We start from the raw sequence: 15845 nt of genomic DNA, 5'->3' as shown, positions 1-15845 counted from the left end.
GGCTTTAAGGTTTTATGCTTAAAGTTCCGTGTTCTAAGTAGGGGCGTATAGATTATCCAGCAGCTAAAACACAATGAAATTCTCAGGAATTTTACTGAACCATCAAAATAATAAATATTACTAAGATATACATAAATATTGTCAGGATGCTGAATATGTCAGATATGCCGCTTCAATGCAAAAATTTGAAAGAGCAGGTTGAATCTATATTACAACTATTACAACAAGAACCAACGCTACGTTCCCAAGATATTACACCTGTACGAACTTCTTTAATTAAAGCGATTTCTCCGAAGTTTGAAATTGTATTTGCAGGTGCTTTTAGTGCCGGGAAATCAATGCTAATTAATGCACTATTAGAAAGAGAATTACTCTACAGTGCAGAGGGACACGCTACAGGTACAGAATGCAAAATCGAGTATGCAGAAGTAGATAAAGAACGTGTTGTTTTGACATTTTTAAGTGAAGCAGAGATTCGCGAACAAGCAGTTTCTTTGTGTCAGCAACTAGGATTTCAGACAGTCACTAATATTAACCAAGCTGAGGTAATTAACCTGCTACGTCAAGGTTCTGAAGCGATTATTCAACAGGAGGGTGGTGAGAGTAAATCAGAACGTGCAAAACAGGCGAAGGCGTTAATGTTGTTGCTAGAGGGATATATGGCAAACCGCGATCGCATCTATACGGTAACTAATGCTACATATTCAATGGAGCAATTTAACTTTTCTAACCTTAAGGAAGCGGCTGGATATGCCCGTCGTGGTAGTAATAGTGCCGTATTGAAGCGGATAGAATATTACTGCAATCATCCTTTGCTACAAGATGGCAATGTAATTATTGACACACCTGGCATAGATGCGCCAGTAGAGAAAGATGCCCAACTAACTTATGCCAAAATTCAACATCCTGATACTTCGGCGGTGGTGTGTGTGCTAAAACCCGCTTCGGCGGGTGACATGACAAAAGAAGAAACCGAACTTTTAGAATTAATGCGGGAGAATGGGGGAGTACGCGATCGCGTTTTCTATATCTTCAACCGGATCGATGAAACTTGGTATAATAGAGAACTACGGCAAAGATTAGATAATTTAATTAGCGGGCAATTTGGTAATTCAAACAAGGTTTATAAAACCAGTGGATTATTAGGATTTTACGGTAGTCAAATTAAACAGACAAGCCCACAAGATAGATTTGGTTTAGATTCTGTTTTTGCAGAAAGTATTAAAGGTTTAGATGGTAAAGAAGAAACACCACAATTTGTCTATGCGTTTAACAACTACTGTGTAAATTCAGGAAAGCTATCTTCCAGTAAATTCCGTGTCTCTGTTAATGGCTTTGAAACTCCAAATCAAAATTATGTGCGAATTCTGGGAGATTGGGGAAATGAACTGATAGAAAAGCTAATTCAAGATAGTGGTACTGAAGAATTTCGCACAGCTATTACTCGTTACCTTACAGAAGAAAAGCGTCCCCAATTATTTAAAAATCTTGCTGATGATTTGGAAGATGTTTGTATTAAGCTCAAAAAACATTATCAGAGTGTCCAACGTAATTTAGATAGTCAGCCTCAAGAAATTGAGAGTATGAAAGCGCAAGAATTGCAACGTCTAAATCAGCAACTCCAGCAAATTGGTAGAGAATTTAGTGAGCATATCACAGAAGAAGTGAACCAAATAATTAATAATTATTGTGATGCTTTTGAAGCAGATTTTAAGCAATTGCAATCACGAATGATTCGCCGTTTAGATGAATTGTTAGATACTTTTTCTGTAGGTTATGCTTATCGACGTGCAACTATCAGCCATCCTCGCAATGCTACTGCACCTTTGATTGCTATTTTAGTAGAGGCATTTTATTACTTAGCAAATCAATTGGAAGATATTTTGATTGAATCTTCTCAGCAAGTAGTGGCGAATTATTTCCAGCGATTGATTGATAAGATTCGCAAGTCAGAATATTATCGCCAGTTGTATCGTTTATTAGATAATGATGGCGGCATTGAACAAGAGATTAGAAATTTAGAAAAAAGCGTTACTCAAGCATTAGTAAGTGCAGCTAGTGTAGAGTGCGATCGCTTTGTGCGAGAAAGCCCTAGATTTTACGATGAAGGCACTTTTTCTATATATCAATTTCGCCAAACTTTATCACAAACTTCTCAAGGTTACGACGCTGAAAGTATTGTGGAAGCAGAACCAGCAATTAGACAATTATTGAAATTAGATTTTGAGCCAAAAGTTTCCCAAACTATTCGTAAATCTTTTCGTCAAACCATTAATCAAACATTGAAAACTCAATTGATCCCAATGGCAAATCAGCAAGCAGATGAGATATTGCAGCAATACCCCCAGGCGCGTGCTTATTTAGAAAAAACATTAGAGCAAGAAGCTGAAGAAAAAATTGCGAATAATCGCCGATTATTGAATAGTCTCGAAGAAAATATTTCAGTATATAATTTAGCAGCTTTTAGTATCAATAGTTGTTTACAAGATATGCAATTATCTGACCATCTTTTGCCTGTAATTGGTAATACAGATATATCTATTACCAATGATTTATTAGACACTAATGGCAAATTTGCTAATAATGGATTTGTCAACTCAGATGAATTAGCTGGTAAGACCGCAGAGGTTTAGTATGAATCGCAGATAAACTACAGATAATTTTGAATTTTTGTAGCTTGTAGTTAGTAGACTTCTTGGCATTGTGGGGAAAAGGGTAAAGATATGGAATTTTCCTTTACCCTTTAACCTTTAACATGCATCCCAATATATTGCAAAAGTTACTTTTGCAAGATGTCTTTTTATGAATAGATTTAGGCGTTGCTATAACCTATTAAAATTCGTCACTATCCCAATCTCCAGTCTCCAACTAAATGGTTATGAATATCAAGCGTCGGGAATTTCTTGCAACCTGTGGGCTGGCTACCTTAGCCACTCAAATACCAACACTTAGCGCCCAAAGTAAGCCATCTCCAAACACCATCCGCAAGCCGCCTCGCCTGCAAGCTGGCGATACCGTAGGGTTAATCGCCCCTGCGGGGATCGTTGACGCCAAAGACATCGAAGCAGCGCAGAAATCAATTTCGCAGTTAGGGTTAAAAGTCAAGCTGGGGAAGCATCTTTTAGACCGTTACGGCTATTTAGCAGGTAAAGACAGCGATCGCGCCCAGGATGTAAACTTGATGTTTAGCGATCGCACCATCAAAGCAATTATCCCCATGCGTGGTGGTTGGGGTTGTAATCGCATTTTACCCCTACTCAACTACTCACTGATCAGCTCAAATCCGAAAATTATCATCGGTTACAGCGATATTACGACGCTGTTGTTAGCAATTAATGCCCGTAGTCATATGATTACTTTTCATGGCCCAGTTGCTACGTCTACCTGGAATCAGTTTACAGTCGATTACTTCAAGCACATCCTATTTAGTGCTGAAGCGGTGACTATGCAAAATCTCAACCCTAGCGAAGTGCGGATGGAGATCATAGCACCGGGAAAGGCGAGAGGTAAACTTGTGGGTGGAAACTTGTCAGTGCTATCAGCAATGGTAGGTTCACCTTACCTACCTACTTGGAACAAAAGCATTCTGTTTGTGGAAGAAGTTGGCGAGGATGTTTATCGTATAGATAGGATGCTGACGCAGTTAAAAACTGCTGGGATACTTAATCAAATTGCTGGCTTTATCTTTGGGCAATGCACTAAATGTAGTCTTGGAGATGAACCGTCATTTACATTAATGCAAGTATTGCAACAACACATACTTCCTTTAGGTATTCCTGCTTGGTATGGTTCAATGATTGGTCATATTAAGGATAAATTTACCTTGCCAATCGGTGTAGAAGTGGAAATAAATGCCGAACTTGGGACAATACGAATGTTAGAGGCAGCTGTTAACCTTGTGTGAATGAGGCAGGAGGTTGGAATAAAAAATAGTGGCTCACATTTTATCTAAATTGCAAGCCACTAAATTGGAGATTTTAGTCTTCGTGACTTTAATCTTTGCTCGTGTCTGACTTTTCACTGTAGCTGCGCCTAGACTCCCCCACTATATTTGCAGCATTCAGACAAAGGACTATGTGTATCAAGTTTGGAAATGCTTACTTATGACGACCAAACCATTTAGAGGCGATCGCTCCTAAAGCTGCTCCAACCATTGGATTACTGAGAAACTTCAGAATCGCTGGTTGTTCAGCCATCACCTCTTGGAAGATGTCAGGATGGCTATGATATGTGAAAGATGCCAGCTTGCTGAGGTCATCTGCACTTATGCGGTTAGGGTTGTGGGTAGAAAGCCCCAAATCTCGCTCCAGATGCCGCTCGTCTAGACCTCTTTGCTTTAAGTGCTTGAAAAATGCCCGTGCAACATCATCCCGTTCGTTAGGCTTAATTTGAGCGATCGCTTTTTGAAGTTCTGGCTCCAGCTGGCTTGGTGGAATGCTGTTATGGTTGAAAGATTGACTAAACAATTGCCGACGTTGATCGTGAGATGAACGCTGGGCAAAATCGTCAAAATTTTGGTATTCCTGAGTTGAGTCAGATGAAACATCATCTAAAGGCTCTGTATTACCGTGAGCCAACTCGTTGAGAATTTCACGTTTATACTTGTCACTGCTACTCATTTTAAATGTCTCCTTTTTATACTTGCAATCAACTGAATTAACTCAGGTTTTCTCCAAAAAATGAGTCCCTATTTATACTCAACTTGCTGAGATTGCACATCATACTGAGCCGTCAAAATCAGTTTTTTGTCTGGTGCATACATCAAAACTTTTAAGTCTTGATTGGGGAAATTTTTGTGAAAACCTTGGAGTAAGGATTTTGCTAATGGTCGCACTTCGGTCGGACGAACTTTAGGCGCAATCACGACACCTAACTTATTGTTGTCACGCACATAAGCATCTTGGACAATTCCCTTGGCTGTGCTGACAACCCAGTTCCCAAAATCTTGACCCTGTACACTGTTACCGCGTGACAACAAGGCATAGTCGGCGCTATCACTGATTCCAGACGGTAATTGAGTTGGTTGTTTAGCTTGAACAGTACCACTACAGGCGGCAGTCGTTGTTAGTACTAATACCAAGACTAAAGCTGTTAAAACCCGACGAAACTTTTGAATTATTTTCAATTTAACCACCTCGTTTAAACTAATGACTCTGCAATATCAATCTACTGAAAGTATTTTGAGTAGAAGTAGATAGAAAACCTGCTCCTACTAGCTCAAAAGTAATGACCTTCGTAGCTTAAGTAGGTAAACCCGGTCGGTTTTATTCTCTATTCGAGTTCCATCAGTATCAACATCTAATTATTCCTTAAAATCTTGCTGTGTCTTTTTATAAATTACACAATTTAGTTTATATACATCTTCTCTCCCAGGATTGACTTAAATTATCTTGATCTTTAATCAATCGAAGTAATTAAATATATTTTTATAACCCACAAGTAGGAGATAAAACAAATTTTTAGTATCAACGTATTACTTCTCATAAAATTTATTTAAACTATTTTTTGTAAATACTGTGACTAGTTTCTAGCATCTATGTGACTAGTTTCTAGCAGTAAATTTCAAAACTAAACTTAGCTAAATCAATACATACCATCAAACCTAGCTACTTTGATATGTTTATTAACACCTTACACTTAAATAAAATATCCTTACATTATTAAAGATTTATTTGCTTAAGTTGTAATACTTGCTCTATCACACTTCTAGAAGAGAAAATCTATGCCAAAAGATTGATGAGAAGGAAATTTAAAAATGCCTAAATATTATTAAAGTCGTAATAAATTTGCAAAAAAATATTTAGCTGTGCTGCTAAGGAGTAAGAAATCTAGTTATAAAGCAACCGTTGTAAAAATCGATAATAACAAGGTGTAAACTTTAAAACTGCTCTCATTGCAGAAAATCAGGAGATAATTATGGATACCGAATTACAGCAAGATCAGTATGTCGATACTGCCTCCCCAAACCAGATAGAAGCACTTAAAGGTTCAGAGTCTGGAAACCTGGCAATGTTGCCACCCGCCTCGGAAAATGAAGAACAATGGCAAAAAATTGGTAGACAGATTTCTATATTTTTGGCAAAAATACCTGAGTACATAGGTAGTTTTTACCAAGAATACAAATTGCTGATTATCAGCTTTGCGTTGCTTGTGATAACAGTTACGGCACTAAGGATTTTTCTGGCGGTACTCAACGCCATAAATGATATTCCCCTAGTTTCTCCATTTCTCCAATTAATTGGACTTGGTTACACAATTTGGTTTACTTCCCGCTATTTGCTCAAAGATTCCACTCGGCAAGAATTAATAGCAGAAACTCGCTTGCTTAAAAAACAAATTCTAGGCAGAGAAGAATCACAGACTTTAAGCTAACTAAAGTATCGTGGCGGATACAGTGTATCTGAACTTTTGGTCAAGTAAAAAGCTGAATTTTGCTTGACCATTGTATAGAACTGTAGACTCTTATACCACATCAGCTAATTTAGCAGGAAAAGGAAATGTATGATCAAGACAAATAAATTAGCTTCGCTGACAACAACAGTATTTCTTTCAACATTGCTAACAGTCCCTCTGCTTAATAGCTGCGGCGGAGGTTCCCAAAATGCTACGCCACCTCCAATTGACGATACTGTTGGTAGAAATTTAAATAATCGCGCTCCCGTAAATCAACCCCAAGCTAGGAGGGGATTAAGTACAGGGCAGAAAGTGGCAATCTTGGCAGGAGCGGCTGGACTTTACTATCTCTACAATCAGCGAAAGAATGCCCAAGGAGCGGGAGCGCAGGGGAAATACTACCTTTCTAAGAATGGGCGTGTTTACTATCGAGATGCTCAAAATCGCCCTGTCTGGGTAACACCGCCACAAGAGGGCATTCGTGTTCCAGAGGAGGAGGCACAACAATACCGGGACTTTCAAGGATATAACAACAGTCCCACAGGGCGAGACTTAAGGGGTTTGGGTGCAGGTACTGTTCCGACAAACTAATTTTTGTACAGATTATAAACTCGACTTTATCCAAAATTAATAACTCGGTTTTATTGATACGGCAAAAACCCTGGTCTTTTGGCAAATACTTTTTCCACGTCATAGATTATCGATAAAGTGAAAAAAGTAAAACTACTGTCTCACAAAGGTTTCAGCATAAGCGTTCACGTTACGACAAAAATGGATAAAGTCGAGATAAATAGATGGCGTTTAACCGTCATTCTATTTTTTAATAGAAACTTTTTCCGTATTTAAAGTTAATAAAACTCCTAACTGTCTTTTATTACTGTGAAAAAGTTGATGCAAAGAGGCAACTAAGGAAATTACGGGCAGTATGGTAACGTCCGCCCAGCTAGCGAAGACCCCTATGGAGATCCGGCTGACCAACAGTACCGCTAGTAACCTCAAGCAGCAAAGCTGCAATTCGTAATTACAATCAGTGAAAGCTTGAACTCATTACTGATAATTATGGTCAAGTAAAAATCATTTTTTCTACTTGACTACTTTTTATTAGATTGGTATCACCTGGTGGAAAAAATCTTGCATTGTTGGTGATTGTTTAAAGCGACGAAAAGCGGCTGAGAGTTATATTCGAGCAAGGTCAATTATAAGAAACTCAGGCTTTATTTCATCATTGTAAATTACTTACGTGAGCAGCAGAGTGGTAGTAGGAAAATGAAACAGTTAGCAAAAATATTATATAGTAAACTTCTACATCTATTTCACCATCTAAAGGGAATTACCATTTCCTATAATCCAAATCAGAAAGAAACTAATGTTGCTCTTGATGAAAAATCCTTAGAAGACCCAACTACTCAATTATCAAAGCAAATTCCTCTTCAATACAGAGTTAATAAATCCGAGCAAAACTTACAATTAAATTACCAGTATTCAGCAAAACCTCGGCAATTCAAAAAAGCTTCTTTATTTCCTGATAGTAAGACTAATGTTGCTGCTTTGTCGCTAGTTTTGTCTGGAGTTGCTGAAGTCTTATCTCAAAAAATGAACTTGTCATGGAATCAAGTAAATAATACTTTTAGTTACGAAAAAGAAGCTGAAACTGGAAAAGGAAAAATTTTTTACTATGTAACAGATAATCCCGAAACTCCACAACCAGAAACACTGGCAGAAGAGGCAGCTTTAGTTGTTATAGACGAATTTGATCCAAGAGCGTGTGCTATTCACCTGATTTACTGTGCCTTAGTAGCTAGCCTAGATAAACCTTGGTCAGGCAATTTTGTAATTGATGACAAGCAACTACTTGAGTACACAGGGCTTATTAAACGTAGGGATTTATGCAAGCATGAAAAATTGAGTATTTTGTACCACTTGCTACGGCAACCTGCTCAAGTACTAGCTTGTATTGCATGGCCTAAACAGGAGAAAGCTGGAGCTTTTACTGTTGCTGATTTAAAGATTTGGGACATCAGCATAATTCGAGATTTTGAAACAGATAAAGCTGGCAATAACAAGCTAGTGGGTTTAAAGGTGATAGGTCAAGCTGGAGTATGGACAAAATACTTCCTCAACAAATCTAAATACCACTACCACACTGGAATTATTACCAAGAAAACCGTACAGAAACTATTTAGTATTGGTAAACAAAATGCTGGCGCGGCTAGAATGCTAGTTTGGCTAACCTTCCAAATCAAACCGGAATTCCAGGATTGTGTAATGGGCAAGACTCTGATGGAGATTGCTTACGGCAAAGACAAAGTGTCAACAGCAGAGCAAGACAGACAGCTTAGACGGCAAATGGCTGATGATTTGGAAACCGACTTGAAAGTTGTCAAAGAAGCTGGATGGCAAGCAGAACTGGAAACAGGCCCAGCTTGGTTAACAAGCAGCAAAACTGCTAAAAGACCTATAGGTTACTGGAATCAAATACTCAATTCTAGATGGCGTTTTCATTTACCAGCAGAAGTACAGGAACGCTTGACGGTGGACTCGAATCAGCTAAGTGCAAACAATATCCAGCCTCTATCAGGTAATGTCATTAGAGAAGCGAGAAAAGCAAAAGGCTGGTCTAGAGTATTTTTCGCTACAACGATGGGGAAAAGCGTTTCCTGGGTTGATGCAGTCGAGACGGGTACACGTCAGGTTTCTCAAAAGGACTTGCCCAAGTTGCTCAATACACTGGAACTACACGTTAACAGGTATTAATTTCAACTAAACTTTTCTTGTTTCTCTGAGGTAATTTGTGCTACGTATTATTACTCATTGCAACTGTGTCGGGAGGGAGATTAGGTTTTTCGTGGGTTTTTCCATGACGTGAAAAGTCAGTTTTTATGTAAGGTTTCGCCAAAAGGCAGTATTCGTCCTGCCTCCTGCCTCTCTTGTTAATATTTTGATAGACAGTATGCATTTCTCCTCGCTATGTTACGACTAACAGAAGTAAAGCTCCCGCTTGATCATCCTGAAGATGAGATCAAGACTGCCATCCTCAAAAAGCTGCAAATCACGGACGAAGATTTGATCAGCTATTCCATCTTCAAGCGTAGCTACGATGCCCGTAAGAAAGGAGAGATCGCTCTTGTTTATATTCTGGATGTAGAAACGACTCAGGAAACTCATCTACTCAAGCGCCTGAAAAAAGATCCTCATGTAATGGTCACTCCAGACATGAGTTATCGCCCAGTGGCAAAAGCACCGAGCAATTTGGCGATTCGCCCCATTGTGATTGGTACTGGGCCTTGTGGATTGTTTGCGGGTTTGATGCTGGCGCAAATGGGGTTCCGTCCCATTATTTTAGAACGTGGGAAAAAAGTTCGCGATCGCACTGCTGATACTTTTGGCTTTTGGAAGAAAAAATCAGACTTCAACCCCGAATCTAATGCCCAGTTTGGCGAAGGTGGGGCGGGTACATTTTCCGATGGCAAACTCTACAGTCAAGTCAAAGATCCTCAGCATTATGGGCGCAAGGTATTAACCGAACTCGTCAATGCGGGAGCCTCACCAGAAATTCTCTATATCAACAAACCGCATATCGGTACTTTTAAACTGGTGGGAATCGTCCAAAGTATGCGTGCCAAAATCGAATCCCTCGGCGGTGAAATTCGCTTTCAAAGCCGGGTGGAAGATATTAACATCGAAAATGGACAAGTGCGGGGAGTCACCCTCGCCAGTGGGGAATATATCGCCAGCGATTATGTCGTTCTGGCAGTGGGGCACAGCGCCCGCGATACCTTCCAAATGCTATACGATCGCGGGGTTTACATCGAGCCTAAACCTTTTTCCATTGGCTTTCGGGTCGAACATCCTCAGACTCTCATCGACCAATGTCGTTTCGGCCCTCAAGCTGGTCATAAGCTTTTAGGTGCTGCCGATTACAAACTGGTTCACCACTGCCAAAATGGTCGTTCCGTCTATAGTTTCTGTATGTGTCCGGGAGGTTTGGTAGTTGCAGCCGCATCAGAACCGGGGCGACTTGTCACCAATGGGATGAGCCAATACTCTCGCAATGAGCGCAATGCCAACAGTGCGATCGTTGTGGGCATCACCCCCGAAGATTATCCGGGAAATGCTTTGGCGGGAATTGACTTTCAACGGCGCTTGGAAGAACGAGCTTTTGAATTAGGCGGTGGAACTTATGAAGCGCCAGGGCAGTTGGTGGGAGACTTTCTCAACCATCGCCCCTCGACAGCATTGGGCACGGTTAAACCGTCTTATACACCTGGGGTACATTTGGGTGATTTAAGTGAGAGTTTACCAGATTATGCGATCGCAGCCATCCGCGAAGCCCTTCCCGCTTTTGACAAACAAATTAAAGGATTTGCGATGGACGATGCCGTGTTGACTGGGGTAGAAACCCGCACGTCATCACCAATTCGGATTAAACGCAAAGAGGATTATCAGAGTTTAAATACAGTGGGTCTTTATCCAGCTGGTGAAGGCGCGGGATACGCAGGGGGAATACTCTCGGCTGGTATCGATGGGATTAAGGTGGCGGAGGCGGTGGCTTTAAGTATATTGCAAACCGTAAATCACAAAATCTGATGACAACAGGTGTAGGAAAAACTAAATTCTGGTGTGTGTCAGAGCTTGATAGTCTTGAAATATTTTACCCCACAAATGTTCTTATCTCAATCCGCTTAGGTTAAGGGTTATTGGTGTAGATAATTGGTCTTCTAAGACGCGATTTATTGCGTCTCTACATCAGGGTTTACTTGCCATTTCGCCTTTCTGGTGAAAGCTAGGCTCATAGCATTTTATGAGTTGTAGATGCTTCAAAATTTATTTTATAAAAAGCAGCTTATGAACGTGACCAGCATTTTATCAAACACCCAGATAACAGAAAAAGTTCAGATTCTGGTTGTTGAAGATGAGTATATCCTGTCAATGAATTTACAAGAAACTTTAGAACTGCTGGGATACACTGTTTTAGATATTATCGATACGGCAGAAACGGCAATTCAGAAAGCTGGTGAATTACTCCCAAACTTGGTTTTGATGGATATTCAGTTGCGGGGTGAGATGGACGGTATTCAGGCGGCGGAGCTAATCTGGAATCGTTTTCAAATCCCTGTGGTCTATATTACCGGGCATTCTGACAAAAGCACTTTGGATCGGGCTAACATGACATTTGCTTTTGGTTACATTCTCAAACCTGTCAAGGAACAACAACTTTATGTTGCTATTCAAACAGCACTCAATCGTTATCAACGAGAGCAATTGTCACAATCTCAACGGCTCAACCAGTTGAAAAATAATTTTCTAGCAACCGCCTCTCATGAAATGCGAATGCCCTTATCGAATATCAAAATGACAATCTCCGTGCTAGAAAATATTCTAGAGCGAGAGGGCATTTTAAATTCAGAGCTACTTTCTCCATTTGAGTCTGTGGCTGGCTACGTAACTATTCTGCGTCAACAGTGTGAAACAGGGCTAGATTTAGTGAATACTTTACTGTCTCTGCAAATGATTGATACAGATGCATATCCATTAGAATTAACCTCATTTCAACTTCAAGACTGGCTTCCTCATCTAACCTTGTATTTTCGAGAACTCGCTCGTTCTCAAAAACAGATTTTCCAGGTTAATATCCCTCAAAATTTACCACCTATGGTTTCAGACTTAGGTGTTGTTACCAAAATTATCTCCGAATTACTCAACAATGCCTGCAAATATTCTCCTCCTGATGAAGAGATTAAATTAACTGTCCAGATTATCTACATAACAAAAAGTGTAATCAATAAAGATGATCGACCTGGTATGACGATTAATTCTCAAGTGCCCTTCTTTCAAATTACAATTAGCAACTCTGGCGTAATAATCCCTAAAAAAGATCAATCTCGGATATTTGAGCCATTTTACCGAATTCCTTACAACGATTTCTGGAAAATTGGTGGGACAGGATTGGGCTTGACATTAGTTAAGAAGCTTATAGAATGTCTCCAAGGCACAATAGAAGTTTCCAATATTGAAGATTGCACAATATTCACTGTCTTACTACCGTTAAGCCTGTCAGATTTATCATCTTAAGCGAACATTATATTTCTCTCCACGCGCAGAGAGAAAAAACAGATTTTACACCTAGATACATTTCGAGGTAGGGCTTTTGCTTTTATGACTGGAATTGATATGCAATCATGTATTAAGCGCGATCGCCTTCAACATACTACAAACCGACAATTGTCTTAATACAACTCATATTTCATTAACTGACAAGGCAACGCTCCGTTGTACACTGCAATTCGCTGGGATGATTTTAGTCCAATTGATTGAGACAGTTCCTTGTTGCCACTGAGGACAAATGCAGTCCAGCCTTTGAAGCGTTGTTTCAGCACGTCGCCCAAAAGTTTGTAAAATGCCCCTAAATCGCTATCTCGCCCCAGACGTTCGCCATAAGGTGGATTGCAGAATAAAATCCCACTGTCTGCGGGGGCGACAACATCAGCAAGTTCCATTTGAGAAAACCATACATGGTTATCAACGCCGCAGTTTTGAGCATTATTAATCGCTTGCTCGATTATATTTTCATCGCGATCGCTTCCCCAAATAGGTGCGCTCAGGCTATCAAGTTGGCTGTCCTTAGCTTCTTGGAGCAGTTCTTCTAAAAGGGACAGATCAAAATCGAGCCAATTTTCAAATCCAAAGGATTCACGAAACAGCCCTGGTGCTATATTCAGTGCCTTTAAGCTAGCTTCCAAGGGTAAAGTGCCAGATCCACAGAGAGGATCGTAGAACATCTGGTCTGGTTGCCAGCCTGAAAGTTGAATCAGGGCAGCAGCGAGAGATTCCTTGAGAGGGGCTGCTCCAACCGCAGGACGGTAGCCTCGGCGATGCAGACTATTTCCAGAACTGTCGAGTTTAACGGTACAAAAGTCGCGTTCAATATGAACATTAACCCGCACATCTGGTTCATGAAGCTCTACATTTGAACGTTCACCCAGATTTTCTTTCTGTTGGTCAACGATCGCATTTTTGACCTGGAGAGATGTGAAGTGGCTGTGGTTGAGGCGATCGTTTTTGCCCGTGACATTCACCGCCAGCGTCATATCTGGCGTCAGATAGTTTTGCCAATCGATAGTCTGAATACCGCGATAGAGATCCTTGGCATCAAGGCATGGAAACTCATGGATATTCACCAAGATTCGGAACGGCAGCCTAGCCCAGAGATTGACGCGATAAAGTAGAGTGCGATCGCCCTCAAAGGCTACACCGCAAAACCCCGGCTCTACGGAATGGGCACCCAGTTGCTCTAACTCCTGAGCCGCGAGGGTTTCTAATCCGCGAGCAACCGTTGCAAAATACTGATTCATCCTCTAATCCAAAGCATTATCTTCACTGCTCACCCATTGACGCACTTTAGCTTAACTCATATCTTGTGACATTCTCCTTCGTTAAGTCTGCAAGTATAACCTTAGTAAGCTAGAGGCAGGAGGTAAACCTCCTAAATTTCTTTATGGGTTTCGTTTCAACAAGGAGGCAGTAAATATTCGCTACGCACCTCAAAATACATATTTTCTTCTTTCTTATCTACGACAGGCTACGCAAACATAAATAAATTTACTTGCTCTAAAAGAAAGTGGCAGAGGGTAAAAATATATTTTTACCTCCTGCCTTCTGCCTTTCTTCGGTAACTCACCACAAGCCCCAGACAAACTAAATCAAGCCTGAGTCAGGACACAGCAAAGATTTTTTGAAAGAGATTATATTTTCTTCAGTTTAAGTACTATCTTAAATCATTTAACCTTGCTAATATCAAGCTGAAATAGTATTCAGGCAGTTTGCAATACAACCCATTAATAAAAATAGTCAGAGGGAAAAACTATGACTTTAGTATCTGATCTTGTTTTGCTACAAGACTTAACATCGTCATCTGATGAGAATTTAATCCAGCTTAAAACCGTACTTCCTGCGACGGTAAATCGCTTAACCAACCCGACATTAGAAAAGATATTTGGTAATGACCTGAAATTTGGTATTGCCTCTTTCAAGGATAAGCCAATACTGCCTTTTGGGGGTTACGCTGACTATGTATATCAAGCAGAAGTCGCTTTGACAAATAATGTCACAACCGTTAAAGACAAAATCTTTGACTTTCAAGCTTTTGGTGGCAATGATGGCTCAGAATCACAATTAGATGCACTCTTGTTCGCAGCTTTAGATAGCGGTGGCAGTCTTGGTTACAGAGTAGGTTCATTTCGTGTTGTTATAGTAGCCACCGATAGTATTTATCACGTTGCCGGCGATCGCGCAGCAGCTATTCCAAGTGATACTATTGCCAATAATGGAGATGGGATAGCTGATGCTTATGAAGATTATCCACAGATCGGACAAGTAAAAACTGCGCTAGAAGCAAATAACATTATTCCAATTTTTCTAACTACGAGTAATGTTGCAGCCGATTACGAGACACTAGTTAACCAGCTTGGTCGAGGTGGTGTACTGACTCTTGGTTCTAAAAGTGAGAATCTTGCTGATCTCATAAAAGAGGCAGTTGCTCGAGCTAGGAATGTAATCAGTACTGATGTCGCTACAACCAAGGGAGACGATACCTTTAGTTGGGGGGATTTTTCGGCTGGCAATAAGGTTATTTTTGCTGGGAATGGTGATGACAGTATTTCGCTTTCTGGTGTTATTGGTAATCATTACATTGATGGGGGGGCAGGTTCTGACATCCTTGTTGGTGGAGCTGGTGCAGACAAAATAGATGGGGGTAGTGATGACGACAACCTTGTGGGGAACAACGGTAATGATATTCTTTTTGGCAGTAGTGGAAAAGATATTCTGATCGGGAACAAAGGCAACGATTACCTACAGGGAGATAGTGGGGACGACTTACTAGAAGGAGGCTCTGGCTCAGATAAGTTTGCATTTGCAACAGGATCAAAGTTTAATATTAGGGAACTCGGAGTTGATACTATTAGTGACTTCACTCCTGAGAAAGACAAGATCCAACTATCTAAATCTACCTTTACTGCTCTAAGTAACTCAGTCTTCCCGACTCAATTAAATTCCGCAGACTTTGCCACAGTGACGGACGATACTTTAGCTGCAAGTAGTAGTGCGGCGATCGTTTATAATAGCGCAAATGGTAGTCTTTTTTATAACCCCAATGGTTCGGCAAATGATTTTGCTGAGATTAATTCCGGGGGTAAATTTGCACAATTGGATGCTACCTCTTTTCCGGCTCTAACTACCGCTAGTTTTGAGGTAGTTTTGTGATAAGAATTCAGGAGTCAGAATACAGGAGTCAGAATAGTGGAAAGATCAGGAGATAAGTTGAAGGGATTATACTTGTGATATCAAACCTTTTATTAACAGGACTTACGCAATAACTCTCTGAAACTCTCATTCTTTTAGACTCATCCTTAATATAAATAACATGGGATAATAAAAAGCTGGAGTAAAAATTA

General features: G+C 40.3%; 11 protein-coding genes. 8 read left to right on the top strand and 3 right to left on the bottom strand.

The features are described from left to right. Nucleotides 1-155 precede the first annotated feature (155 nt). Complete coding sequence (locus HWQ42_RS05010) at nucleotides 156-2633, top strand: dynamin-like GTPase family protein (RefSeq protein ID WP_292809864.1); 2478 nt, start codon at nucleotides 156-158, stop codon at nucleotides 2631-2633. Nucleotides 2634-2878: 245 nt separating this feature from the next. Further along, on the top strand, nucleotides 2879-3904 hold the full coding sequence (locus tag HWQ42_RS05005) for an LD-carboxypeptidase (RefSeq protein ID WP_292809862.1): 1026 nt from the start codon (nucleotides 2879-2881) through the stop codon (nucleotides 3902-3904). Between the two features lie 193 nt (nucleotides 3905-4097). On the opposite strand, the gene HWQ42_RS05000 is transcribed toward HWQ42_RS05005, so the two are convergent. Together HWQ42_RS05000 and HWQ42_RS04995 are read right to left on the bottom strand one after the other, a co-directional pair. Further along, nucleotides 4098-4619 (bottom strand): hypothetical protein, encoded by a 522-nt coding sequence (locus HWQ42_RS05000; protein ID WP_292809860.1) that lies wholly within the window; start codon nucleotides 4617-4619, stop codon nucleotides 4098-4100. 68 nt (nucleotides 4620-4687) lie between these two features. After that, nucleotides 4688-5125 (bottom strand): hypothetical protein, encoded by a 438-nt coding sequence (locus tag HWQ42_RS04995; RefSeq protein WP_292731481.1) that lies wholly within the window; start codon nucleotides 5123-5125, stop codon nucleotides 4688-4690. A gap of 791 nt (nucleotides 5126-5916) precedes the next feature. Between HWQ42_RS04995 and HWQ42_RS04990 the strand changes: the two genes are divergently transcribed. The 5 genes from HWQ42_RS04990 (at nucleotide 5917) to HWQ42_RS04970 (ending at nucleotide 12465) form a co-directional block, all read left to right on the top strand. Then, nucleotides 5917-6372, top strand: a complete 456-nt coding sequence (locus HWQ42_RS04990; protein ID WP_292731483.1) for a CAAD domain-containing protein — start codon at nucleotides 5917-5919, stop codon at nucleotides 6370-6372. A 129-nt stretch (nucleotides 6373-6501) separates the two neighbouring features. Next, entirely contained in the window at nucleotides 6502-6984 is a 483-nt protein-coding gene (locus tag HWQ42_RS04985) for a hypothetical protein (protein ID WP_292809858.1), read from the top strand. 675 nt (nucleotides 6985-7659) lie between these two features. Further along, on the top strand, nucleotides 7660-9147 hold the full coding sequence (locus HWQ42_RS04980; protein WP_292809856.1) for a helix-turn-helix transcriptional regulator: 1488 nt from the start codon (nucleotides 7660-7662) through the stop codon (nucleotides 9145-9147). Nucleotides 9148-9360: 213 nt separating this feature from the next. After that, the gene (locus HWQ42_RS04975; RefSeq protein ID WP_292809854.1) at nucleotides 9361-10980 is read left to right on the top strand and encodes an NAD(P)/FAD-dependent oxidoreductase; all 1620 of its coding nucleotides are present in this window, start codon (nucleotides 9361-9363) and stop codon (nucleotides 10978-10980) included. A gap of 258 nt (nucleotides 10981-11238) precedes the next feature. Further along, a complete protein-coding gene (locus HWQ42_RS04970; RefSeq protein WP_292809852.1) occupies nucleotides 11239-12465 on the top strand; it encodes a response regulator in 1227 nt (408 codons plus the stop codon). A 155-nt stretch (nucleotides 12466-12620) separates the two neighbouring features. On the opposite strand, the gene HWQ42_RS04965 is transcribed toward HWQ42_RS04970, so the two are convergent. Continuing rightward, nucleotides 12621-13745 (bottom strand): THUMP domain-containing protein, encoded by a 1125-nt coding sequence (locus tag HWQ42_RS04965; RefSeq protein WP_292809850.1) that lies wholly within the window; start codon nucleotides 13743-13745, stop codon nucleotides 12621-12623. A 511-nt stretch (nucleotides 13746-14256) separates the two neighbouring features. On the opposite strand from HWQ42_RS04965, the gene HWQ42_RS04960 reads away from it, so the two are divergent. Further along, the gene (locus HWQ42_RS04960; protein ID WP_292809848.1) at nucleotides 14257-15654 is read left to right on the top strand and encodes a hypothetical protein; all 1398 of its coding nucleotides are present in this window, start codon (nucleotides 14257-14259) and stop codon (nucleotides 15652-15654) included. The last annotated feature ends 191 nt before the right edge of the window (nucleotides 15655-15845 follow it).

This window comes from Nostoc sp. JL23, from assembly GCF_017115065.1.
GTDB lineage: Bacteria > Cyanobacteriota > Cyanobacteriia > Cyanobacteriales > Nostocaceae > Nostoc > Nostoc punctiforme_A.
This window is presented reverse-complemented; position numbering and strand designations above follow the sequence as displayed.